Annotated in this window: 12 protein-coding genes; 9 read left to right on the top strand and 3 right to left on the bottom strand. The window is 68.8% G+C overall.

Going from position 1 to position 10,463, the window contains the following annotated elements; genetic code table 11:
• The 3 genes from glpX to QZ847_RS04120 all read right to left on the bottom strand — a co-directional run.
• Nucleotides 1-735 (bottom strand): class II fructose-bisphosphatase (gene glpX / locus QZ847_RS04130; RefSeq protein WP_294353308.1); only part of this gene is annotated, 735 nt, incomplete at its 3' end.
• Nucleotides 736-811: 76 nt separating this feature from the next.
• A complete protein-coding gene (gene dapD / locus QZ847_RS04125; protein WP_294192671.1) occupies nucleotides 812-1,639 on the bottom strand; it encodes a 2,3,4,5-tetrahydropyridine-2,6-dicarboxylate N-succinyltransferase in 828 nt (275 codons plus the stop codon).
• On the bottom strand, nucleotides 1,636-2,301 hold the full coding sequence (locus tag QZ847_RS04120) for a pyrimidine 5'-nucleotidase (protein ID WP_294192673.1): 666 nt from the start codon (nucleotides 2,299-2,301) through the stop codon (nucleotides 1,636-1,638). The genes dapD and QZ847_RS04120 overlap by 4 nt, the downstream gene beginning before the upstream one ends.
• 116 nt (nucleotides 2,302-2,417) lie before the next feature.
• On the opposite strand from QZ847_RS04120, the gene QZ847_RS04115 reads away from it, so the two are divergent.
• From QZ847_RS04115 to QZ847_RS04075, 9 genes are all read left to right on the top strand, one after another.
• On the top strand, nucleotides 2,418-3,416 hold the full coding sequence (locus QZ847_RS04115) for an LLM class flavin-dependent oxidoreductase (RefSeq protein ID WP_294353306.1): 999 nt from the start codon (nucleotides 2,418-2,420) through the stop codon (nucleotides 3,414-3,416).
• A 52-nt stretch (nucleotides 3,417-3,468) separates the two neighbouring features.
• Complete coding sequence (gene purE / locus QZ847_RS04110; RefSeq protein WP_294189296.1) at nucleotides 3,469-3,942, top strand: 5-(carboxyamino)imidazole ribonucleotide mutase; 474 nt, start codon at nucleotides 3,469-3,471, stop codon at nucleotides 3,940-3,942.
• A gap of 23 nt (nucleotides 3,943-3,965) precedes the next feature.
• The gene (locus tag QZ847_RS04105; protein ID WP_294353304.1) at nucleotides 3,966-5,051 is read left to right on the top strand and encodes a 5-(carboxyamino)imidazole ribonucleotide synthase; all 1,086 of its coding nucleotides are present in this window, start codon (nucleotides 3,966-3,968) and stop codon (nucleotides 5,049-5,051) included.
• Between the two features lie 73 nt (nucleotides 5,052-5,124).
• Nucleotides 5,125-5,811 (top strand): HAD-IB family hydrolase, encoded by a 687-nt coding sequence (locus tag QZ847_RS04100; protein WP_294353302.1) that lies wholly within the window; start codon nucleotides 5,125-5,127, stop codon nucleotides 5,809-5,811.
• Nucleotides 5,811-6,533 carry an NTP transferase domain-containing protein gene (locus QZ847_RS04095; protein ID WP_294353300.1) on the top strand — a complete coding sequence of 241 codons (723 nt, stop codon included), beginning with the start codon at nucleotides 5,811-5,813 and terminating at the stop codon, nucleotides 6,531-6,533. Before QZ847_RS04100 ends, QZ847_RS04095 begins: the two co-directional genes overlap by 1 nt.
• Nucleotides 6,530-7,660 (top strand): hypothetical protein, encoded by a 1,131-nt coding sequence (locus tag QZ847_RS04090; RefSeq protein ID WP_294353298.1) that lies wholly within the window; start codon nucleotides 6,530-6,532, stop codon nucleotides 7,658-7,660. Before QZ847_RS04095 ends, QZ847_RS04090 begins: the two co-directional genes overlap by 4 nt.
• 10 nt (nucleotides 7,661-7,670) lie before the next feature.
• Nucleotides 7,671-8,792 carry a CDP-alcohol phosphatidyltransferase family protein gene (locus tag QZ847_RS04085; protein WP_294353296.1) on the top strand — a complete coding sequence of 374 codons (1,122 nt, stop codon included), beginning with the start codon at nucleotides 7,671-7,673 and terminating at the stop codon, nucleotides 8,790-8,792.
• 54 nt (nucleotides 8,793-8,846) lie between these two features.
• Entirely contained in the window at nucleotides 8,847-9,326 is a 480-nt protein-coding gene (locus tag QZ847_RS04080) for a DUF2141 domain-containing protein (RefSeq protein ID WP_294353294.1), read from the top strand.
• Between the two features lie 203 nt (nucleotides 9,327-9,529).
• On the top strand, nucleotides 9,530-10,463 hold a 934-nt coding region (locus QZ847_RS04075), incomplete at its 3' end, for a diacylglycerol kinase family protein (RefSeq protein ID WP_294353292.1).

Raw genomic sequence — 10,463 nt, 5'->3', positions numbered from 1 at the left:
GTTGCGGAACAGCAGCCGGCCCTTGAACTGGCCACCGACGCAGCGCAGCGCGGCGCAGGCGAGGACGCCTTCCGGTGCGCCGCCAGAGCCCATGTAGACGTCGATGGTCGTGTCGGGATCGGCGGTGGCGATGACGCCGGCGACGTCGCCGTCACCGATCAGCATCACGCCGACGCCCAAGGACCGCAGCTCGGCGATCAGCGCTTCGTGGCGCGGGCGATCGAGGACGCAGGCGATGATCTCGTTGGGAGCCACGCCCTTGGCCGCGGCGATCGCCTTGATGTTGTCGGTCGGCGACTTGTCGAGGTCGATGACGCCGGCGGGCAGGCCCGGGCCGACCGCGATCTTGTCCATATAGACGTCGGGCGCGTTGAGCAGGCCGCCCGCTTCGGCGATGGCGAGCACCGCGAGGCTGTTGGGGCCGGCCTTGGCGCAGATCGTCGTGCCTTCCAGCGGATCGAGCGCGATGTCGATCGCCGGGCCGTTTCCGCTGCCGACCTTTTCCCCGATGAACAGCATCGGCGCCTCGTCGCGCTCGCCCTCGCCGATCACGACGGTGCCGTCCATGTCGAGCTCGTTGAGCGCGGCGCGCATCGCCTCGACCGCCGCGGCATCGGCGGCCTTCTCGTCACCGCGGCCGGTCAGCGTCGACGCCGCGATCGCCGCGGCTTCGGTCACGCGCACCATTTCAAGCACGAGCACGCGGTCGAGCACCTTGGAGGCCGTCGTGGTCATCGCTGAAATCCTCTTGGTGGCGCCGCAGCACCGATGTTTAACGCGTTAAACGCCCTATCGCGGGCGCGGCAAAGGTTCAATCCCGCAGCAAATCGTTGATCCCGGTCTTCTCGCGCGTCTGCGCGTCAACGCGCTTCACGATCACCGCGCAATAGAGGTTGGGGCCGGTGCCGGTCGACGACGGCGCAGAGCCCGCCACCACGACCGAATAGGGCGGCACCTCACCGTAGAAGGTCTCTCCGCTCGCGCGGTCGATGATGCGGGTGGACTTGCCGAGATAGACACCCATCGACAGCACCGCGCCCTCACCGACGCGCACGCCTTCCGCGACCTCCGACCGTGCACCGATGAAGGCGCCGTCGCCGATGATGACCGGATCGGCCTGGAGCGGCTCGAGCACCCCGCCGATACCGACGCCGCCCGACAGATGGACGTTGCGGCCGATCTGCGCGCAGCTGCCGACCGTCGCCCAGGTATCGACCATCGTCCCCTCACCGACATAGGCGCCGATGTTGACGAAGCTGGGCATCAAGATCGCGCCCTTGCCCACGTAGGCACCGCGGCGAACGACGCTGCCCGGCACGGCGCGGAAAGCCGCGGCGCGAAACTGTTCCTCGCTCCAGCCCGAGAACTTGGACGGCACCTTGTCGAACCAGTGGCCCTGGCCGGGTCCGTTGTCGATCAGGGCGTTGTCGTTGAGGCGGAAACTCAGCAGCACCGCCTTCTTCAACCATTGGTTGACGCGCCAACCCCCCGCCCCGTCCGGCTCGGCGACGCGCGCGGTGCCGGCGTCGAGCTGCGCCAACGCCTCGTGCACCGCGTCGCGGACCGCGCCGGTGGTGGTCAGCCCGATCTCGGCGCGATTCTCCCACGCGGTGTCGATGGTTTGGGCGAGATCGGTCATAGGGTCTCCGTGATGCTAACAAGCCAGTGCGTCACATCGGTGACGCGGATATCGACGAAGCTGCGATCGGCGTCGTGGTCCTGCTCGCTGCCATTGTCGACCCAGACGGTCGTCATGCCGATCGCCTTGGCGGGTTTGAGGTTGCGCGCCATGTCCTCAACGAACAGGGCGCGGGTCGGATCGATGCCGAACGCGGCGCAAATCCCAGCATAGGCTGCCGGAGCGGGCTTGGGCACCAGATCCATCGCGTGAATGTCATGGACGCCCTCGAAACTCGCGCCCAGCCCGAGCCGGTCGAGCACCTTCAAGGCGTAGGGCTTGTCGCCGTTGGTGAACACGATCTTGCGTCCGGGCAGCTTCGCCAGCGCCGCCGCCATCGGCGCATTCGCCTCCAGCACGTCCATCTCGATATCGTGGACGTAGGCCAGGAACGCCGCGGGATCGACCTCATGCTCCGCCATCAGCCCGGCGAGCGTCGTGCCGTGGTCAAGGAAATAGGCCTTTTGCACCCGGTGTGCCTCGGCCAGATCGAGCGACAGCAGCTCGGCGATGAACGCGGTCATCCGCCGGTCGATCAGCGCGAACAGGTTTGCCGAGGCTGGATAGAGCGTGTTGTCGAGGTCGAACAACCACGTGTCGATGTGCGAGAGTTCGGGCGGCATCGACGCGGCTGTAGTCCGGTTCGCCGGCGGGTCAAAGCCCGACACCCAAGCTCACCTGTGCGACAGCCAAGCTCACCTGTCTGGCACAGCGCCGCCTCCGCCCCCATCTTTCCTCCATGACCCTATATTCGCTCCTCGATCTCGTCCCCGTCGTCGAAGGCGGCACCGTGTCGCAGTCGCTGGCGAACGCCGCCGATCTCGCGCGCCATGCCGAGACTCTCGGCTTCAACCGCTACTGGGTGGCCGAGCACCATGGCATGAAGGGGATCGCGTCCGCGGCGACCGCCGTGGTGATCGCTCACGTCGCAGGCGCGACCAAGCACATCCGCGTCGGCTCTGGCGGCATCATGCTGCCCAATTCCGCTCCGCTTCAGATCGCGGAGCAGTTCGGTACCCTGGACGCGCTATATCCGGGCCGGATCGACCTGGGCCTCGGCCGCGCGCCCGGCAGCGATCAGCGCGTCGCACATGCGCTGCGTCGCAACCTCGCCAGCGATGCCAACCAATTTCCCAACGACGTGGTCGAGTTGCAAAGCTATTTTGCCGACGATGGCCGCACCGGCATCTCCGCGACGCCCGGCGCGGGCGCAAAGCCGGAGATGTGGATTCTCGGCTCCAGCCTGTTCGGTGCGCAACTCGCCGCGATCCTAGGTCTCCCCTACGCGTTCGCGTCGCACTTCGCGCCCGACGCACTCGATCAGGCCCTCGCCATCTACCGCCGTGACTTCAAGCCGTCGGCGCAGTTGTCGCGTCCCTATGCGATGGCGGGGTTCAACGTCTTCGCCGCCGACACGCATGACGAGGCCGAGTTCATCGCCAGTTCGCAGCAGCAGTCGTTCATCGCGCTGCGCACCGGAACGCCGGGGCTGATGAAGCCGCCGGTCGCGAACTACCGTGCCAGCCTGCCACCGTCGCACGCCGCGATGCTCGACAACGTGCTGTCGTGCTCCGCGATCGGCACGCGGGACGAGGTCGCGCGCGGCATCGCCGACTTCGTCCAGCGCACGCAAGTCGACGAGGTGATGGTGACCAGTGCGATCTACGACCATGACGCGCGCAAGCACTCGCTTGCGCTCACCGCCGACGCGATGAAGGAGATGAAACAAGCCGCCTGAACCGGGCCGGAGGGCATTGCCCTCCCGCGCTCGCCCGGTTACGCCGCGGGGCATGACGCAGGTCGGCATCATCATGGGCTCAACGTCCGACTGGGACACGATGAGCCACGCGGCCGAGACGCTCGACGCGCTCGGCGTCGCGCACGAGGTCCGCGTCGTCTCGGCGCACCGCACCCCGCAGCGGCTGTACGATTACGCGACCGGCGCTGCGGATCGCGGGCTAAAGGTTATCATCGCGGGTGCAGGGGGCGCGGCGCACCTGCCCGGCATGGCGGCGTCGATGACGCACCTGCCCGTGCTCGGCGTGCCCGTCGAATCGAAGGCACTGAAGGGCATGGATAGCCTGATGTCGATCGTGCAGATGCCCGGCGGCATACCCGTCGGTACGCTCGCGATCGGCAAGGCCGGTGCGATCAACGCCGCGCTGCTCGCCGCCGCGATCCTCGCGCTCTCCGACGACGGACTGTCGCTGCGATTGCAGGCGTGGCGCGCGGCGCAGACCGCGGGCGTCGCCGAAGCCCCCTGACCTCTCGCCAGACGGAACCCGCCATGCCGCTCGCCCAGCTTGACCGCCCGCTCGCCCCCGGCGGCACCATCGGCATCCTGGGCGGCGGGCAGTTGGGGCGCATGATCGCGGTCGCGGCCGCCCAGCTCGGCTATCGCACCCACGTGCTCGCCCCCGACCGCGAGAGCGTCGCCGCGCAAACCGCCTCCAGCTTGACGCGTGCCGATTACCACAACAAGGTCGTGCTCGCCGACTTCGCCGCGCAGTGCGACGTCGTCACCTACGAGTTCGAGAATATCGCGGTCGCACCCGTCGAGTGGCTGGCCGAGCGTGTACCGGTCTATCCTCCGCCCAAGAGCCTCGCGGTCGCACAGGACCGTGTCGCTGAGAAGCGCTTCGTCGAGGAGGTCGGCGGTCGGCCCGCGCGTTGGCAGGCGGTGAATTCGCGCGAGGAGCTTGACGCTGCATTGGCCGCGATCGGGACGCCAGCCGTACTCAAGACCACGCGGTTCGGCTACGATGGCAAGGGTCAGACGCGGATCAACGACGCGTCGGAAGCGGATGCCGCGTGGGAGGCGATCGGCGGCCCCGCGATCCTCGAGGCGTTCGTGACCTTCAGCCACGAATTCTCGATCATCCTCGTGCGCGGCACCGACGGTTCGATCACCAGCTATCCCCCGCCGTGGAACGAGCACCGCGACGCGATCCTTCACCGCTCGACGGTCCCCGCGCCGCCTGAGATCGCGCAGCAGTGGACCGAGGCTGCGGCGCTAACCGGGCGGATCGCCGACGCGCTGGGCCATGTCGGCGTGCTGACCTGCGAGTATTTCGCCGGTGCGGACGGCCCGGTGTTCAACGAGATGGCGCCGCGCGTTCACAATTCCGGGCATTGGACGATCGAGGGCGCCGAAACCTCGCAATTCGCCAACCACGTCCGCGCGATCTGCGGCCTGCCGCTGGGCGACACCGCGCTGACCGCGCCCGCCGTCATCATGGAGAACCTGATCGGCGACGAATGGCAGCGCTGGTCCGACCTGGTCGCCGCGCCGCGCACCCACCTACACCTCTACGGGAAGCGCGAGGCGCGACCCGGTCGCAAGATGGGGCACGTCACACGGCTTGAGCGCTGAGGGAGCACGCGCATCACGGCTTCGCCGCGCGCGCCTTGCTGCTGCCCAGCTTTGCCGTCAGAGGCCGCCGCCCATGATCTCCGCGCCTACCCGCTACGCGTTCTACGACCTTGACCGGACGATCACGCGATTGCCGACCTGGTCCGCGTTCCTGCTATTCGCGGCGAGAGTGCGCACACCGTGGCGGTTGGCGCTCGTCCCCGCCGCCGCGCTTGCTGCAGTCGCGCACAAGGGGAGACTGCTCGGTCGCGATCGGTTGAAGGAGGTCATGCACCGCCTGCTGGTCGGCGCCGCCATCCCCGCGAATGATCTCGCAACGATCGCTGAGGCGTTCGCCGAGCGGCAGCTCGCCGGCAACATTCGCAGGGGCGCGGTCGCGCGGATCGCGGCTGACCGCGCTGCCGGCTACCGCGTCGTGCTCGCCACCGCCGCGCACCGTTTCTACGCCGCGGCAATCGCGCGACGGCTGGGCATCGACGACGTGATCGCAACCGAGGCGCGTGAAACCGGGGCCGCACACATTTCGCACCGTCTGTCTGGCGCAAACGTCTATGGCGCGGCCAAGCTCGCCGCGGTCTCCGCCTGGCTCGCCGCGCGCGAAGAACCGCGCGAACGGCAGCATATCCGCTTCTACAGCGATCATGCCACCGACGCGCCCTGCCTCGCCTTCGCCGACGAAGGCTTCGCGGTTCACCCCGACGCCCGCCTGCGTGTGCTGGCGCAGGCGAACGGCTGGCCGATCCTCGATTGGGAGCAGTGATGCGCGCGATCATCCTCAGCGCCGGGCGCGGCTCCCGGTTGCTGCCGTTGACCGATCTGATGCCGAAATGCCTCGTGCCGGTCGGCGGGCGCGCGATCCTCGACCATCAGCTACACGCGCTCGCCGAGGCGGGGGTGCACGAGGCGGTCGTCGTCGCGGGCTATCGCCACGATCAGGTCGGCGCCCACCTCGCCACGCATCGTCCACCGCTCGCCGTCACGCTGCGGTTCAATCCGTTCTGGGCGGTTTCGAGCAGCATTGGGAGCGTCTGGACGGCGCGCGACGTGCTCGACGACGCCTTTTGCCTGCTCAACGGTGACACCACCTTGACCGGACCGATCCTCGCACGCGCGCTGGCGCACGCAGGCGGGTATGACCGTGCCGGCGTCGGGCTAGTGGTTGAACCGATCGCCCGCGCCGACACCGACGACATGCTGGTCCGGGTCGAAGGCGGCCGCGTCGTCGCGGTATCGAAGGCGCTCGCGCCCACGACTGTGACGCACCGCTCGCTCGGCGTGATCGTCGCCGGCGCGCAGAGCGGCTATTTGCCCGTACTCGACCGCGTGATCGCGGGGGCGGACGGGATCAACGCCTACCACCACGACGTCGTCGCCGCGCTCGCCACCCAAGGTGCAGTCCACGCGATCGTCGAGGAGAGCGGCGGCTGGGTCGAAATCGATCGGCCCGAGGACGTCGAGCGCTGGAACGCGCAACCGCGATGAAGGCCGCCCCGGTCGCCTTTCTGTTCCTGGGCGAGACGCTGCTGATCCCGCACCTCTTCCCCGTCGTCGAGGCGCTCGCCGACGCGCGCGCCGATCTGCCGCTCGACCTGTGGGTGTCGACCTCGACCCACGAGGATCTGCTCGCCGGCTGGACCGCGCACATGCCGCAGGTCCGCGTCCGCCGCGCGCCTGGCTTCCGCCGCATCGCCGTGACCGCGCTCGGCGAGCGGCCGGTGTTACCGCCCAAGCTGCCGATGCTGCTACGTCTCGCGCCGATGTTGGCGCACACAAGCGTGGTCGTCTGCGCCGAGCAGACCAGCTTGTGGCTGCCGCGGCTGTTCCCGTTCCTGCGCACCCGCTTCGTGAAGACCTCGCACGGCGTCGGCTCGATGAGCGCGCGCGACGACCGCCGACGCATGGCCGCGGCCTACACCCTGGTGCCGAGTGAGCAGGAGCGCGCCACCTATCTCACCCGCGGCATGGTGCCCGAGCGGATCGAGGCGACCGGCTACGTCAAGGCGGCGTTTCGTCAGCGCACCCCCGCGCGCGCCTTGTTCGCCGACGATCGTCCGGTGCTGCTCTACACGCCGCACTGGCAGGCGCACCGCTCATCGTGGCCGGCTTGGGGGCCGCAGGTGGTGGAGCGCCTCGCCCACCAGCGCGGCTGGAACGTCATCCTTGCCCCGCATCAGCGTCTGATCGAGCGCGCGCCCGAGGTGCGTGACGTGCTCGCCCACGTCGCGAATTTGCCGCACGTCCACGTCGACCTCGACAGTTTCGCAACGGTCGACGGCAGCTACACCGCGGCGGCCGACCTCTACCTCGGCGACACGTCGAGCCAGCTGATCGAGTTCCTGATCCAACCGCGTCCGGCGGTGTTCCTGAACGCGCAGGCACGCGACTGGGCAGATGATCCCTCCTACGCAATGTGGCGCGCGGGTGAGGTGGTGAACGACCTCGCCGACCTTCTCCCCGCGATCGAGCGAGCCCCTGCCCGCCACGCCGACTTCGCCGCCATCCAGCACAACCTCGCCACCGCCGCGCTCGGCGACGCGAGCGGCGCGGGTGCGGCGCGCGCGGCCGACGCGGTGCTGCGCGTTCTCGCCAACCCCCGACCGCGCCGCTAAAGGCCCGCCGATGCAGCCGACCGAGTCCCTCCAGCCCGCGGTGGTGCCGCTGGGCGACAATCCCGTGCTCCTCTGGGGCATGACCGCGCGCGAACGGTTGCGCCGCATCGCCGCCGCGCGCGCGCTGCCATTCGACGATGGGAGCGCGAGCGACACCGTCATCCTCTCCAACCTCGCCTTCGTGTTCGATCCCGCGTGGATCGCGTGGCTTCAATCGCGCCCGGGCACCGTGCTGACGCGCCGCGGCGAGATCGTGCTCGCGCACGTCACCGCCGCCGATCGTGCCGCGTGCGAACGCGCGATCAACGGCGATGCCGCGCTTCCGCCGCACCTCGAACAGGTCGCGACCGAGCGCGACGAAGGCATCTTCAACGAGGCGTTGCGCAAGCGCGAGCGTCCCTTTGCCGAGGCGCTGGTGCCCGCCGCAGTGCCCGCAATCGAGCGCGCAAGCTACGTCGGCGCGTACAAGGGGGTGACCGACCTCCTGACCAAATATCTCTGGCCCGAATGGGCGCTCGCGCTGACCAGACTAGCCGCGCGGATCGGCGTGTCGCCGAACGGCGTCACCGCGATCGGATCGGTGCTGTGCATCGTCGCCACGATTGCCTTCTGGTACGGCTGGTTCTGGACCGGGCTGCTGATCGGGCTCGTCTTCATGGTGCTCGACACCGTTGACGGAAAACTCGCGCGCTGCACGATTACCTCATCGAAGCTCGGCAATGCGTGGGACCACGGCGTCGACCTCGTCCACCCGCCGATCTGGTGGTGGGCCTGGGCGGCGGGTTGCGCGCCCTACGGACGGGCGCTGTCAGACGAGACATTCTGGGCGGTGATGGCGGCGATGCTGTTCGGCTACGTCGTCCAGCGGCTGATCGAGGGCGCGTTCATCGTCCGTTTCGGAATGCACATCCATGTGTGGGAACGGTTCGACAGCAGCTTCCGCCTCGTCACCGCACGGCGCAATCCGAACATGGTGATCCTGTTCGCCGCATTGCTGGTCGCGCGGCCCGATTGGGGGATCGTCGCGGTCGCGGTGTGGACGATCCTGTCGCTGGTCGTCCACGGCGTGCGGCTGGTGCAGGCGATCGTGCGGGCGCGTGGTGGCGAGCGCCTGACGAGCTGGCTCGCCTGAGGCAGCGCTGAGCACGCGGGTTGCAGGCCAACACCGCTGACCCATATCGACATCATGATACGACCGTTATTCTACACAGCAGCAGGCCTTGCCGCGCTGCTCGGCAGTGCGTTGCTTGTCCCCAATGCGGCGGCACAGGCGTGCGCGGGAACGTCAGGCGCGGGCAAGACGCGGCTGTCGGTGACCGCGACCGAGATCCGCAACGCGCACGGCGAAATGGTCTTCACGCTCTACCCCGATGATTCGAGCCGCTTCCTCGCGAAAGGCGGCAAGCTCGCGCGCGTCCGGACGCCGGCGCAGGCGCCCGCCACCACCGCGTGCTTCTGGGTCACGCCTGGTTCCTACGCGGTTGCCACCTATCACGACGAGAACGGCGATCACGATTTCAACCGCACGCTGTTCACGATCAAGGAAGGATTCGGCTTCTCCAACGACGCGCCGACGACGCTCGGGTTGCCTAGCCTGTCGCGGGTGCGCTTCCCGGTTCCGGCGGGCGGCGCATCGATTCGGGTGCGGACGCGTTATTCGCGCTGAATTGCGACAGATCAGCGGTCTGTCTCTCAATCGGGCGAACGTGACACAATTTCGCCCGATCATAGCTACAGGTGAACTGTTACACTTGCGTGTGGAGCGCCGATCGAGTGAACTTTTCCTTCAAGACTGCAGCGCCCGCGCGCGGACGGGCTCCGGTAGCGGGCGCACCAACGATTAAGGCACCACGCGGCGACGCGCAGATCGTGCCGTTCCCCCGCGCACAGACGGCGCGCGCACCCGAGCTGGCGCACGTGGGCGTCATCAGCAATCCGCGCAGCCGCCGCAATCGGCAGGGCAATCCCGTTCACCGCCGCGCGGGTGCGACGAGTGACATGCTGGTTGTCGAACCGGCGACTCAGGAAGAATTGTCTGTCGCGCTCGCCGGGTTCAAGGCGCGCGGCGTCGAGCTGATCGTCGTCGACGGTGGCGACGGCACCGTGCGCGACGTGCTGACCGCCGCGCCGCGCGTTTTCGGCGGGCGCGTACCTCCGATCGCAGTGATCCCGTCGGGCAAGACCAATGCGCTGGCGCTCGACCTGGGTATTCCGTGGGACTGGTCGGCGGGTGCGGCACGGCAGGCGCTCGCGGCGGGTCACCTCGCCACGCGGCAGCCGATCGAGATCACCGGCGAGGACGGCCTGACCCACCGCGGTTTCCTGTTCGGCGCCAGCGGCTTCACGCGTGCGACCGACCTGGCGCAGCGAACGCACGACATCGGCGCGTTCGGCGGCGTCGCGGTCGGACTGTCCGTCGCCGGTGCGGTGTTGCAGACGATGTTCGCAGGCGCGGACAATGCGTGGCGCGCGGGCGAACGCGTGCGCGTCGCCAATCTGGGCGACGGCAGCGAGTCGACCCATGACCTGTATCTGCTGCTCGGGTCGACGCTGCGGCGCCTGCCGATCGGCCTGCGCCCGCTCGGCGCCGCTGCGGAGGGGCTGAACATCCTGGCGGTCGAAGCTCCGCCGCGCCTGCTGCCGGTAGCGGTGCCTGCGATCCTCGCCGGGCGTGAGGGTGGCTGGCTCGCGCGTGCGGGCTATCATCATCGCCACGACGTGCCGCCCAGCCGGCTGACGCTGCCCGGCGGATTCGTGCTCGACGGGGAGCGCTACGCCGGTGGCGATTACATCGTGCGTGCGG

The organism is uncultured Sphingomonas sp. (assembly GCF_913778135.1).
Taxonomy (GTDB): Bacteria; Pseudomonadota; Alphaproteobacteria; order Sphingomonadales; family Sphingomonadaceae; genus Sphingomonas.
Note: the sequence above shows the minus strand (reverse complement) of the source record. Positions and strands in the feature narration are given on the sequence as shown.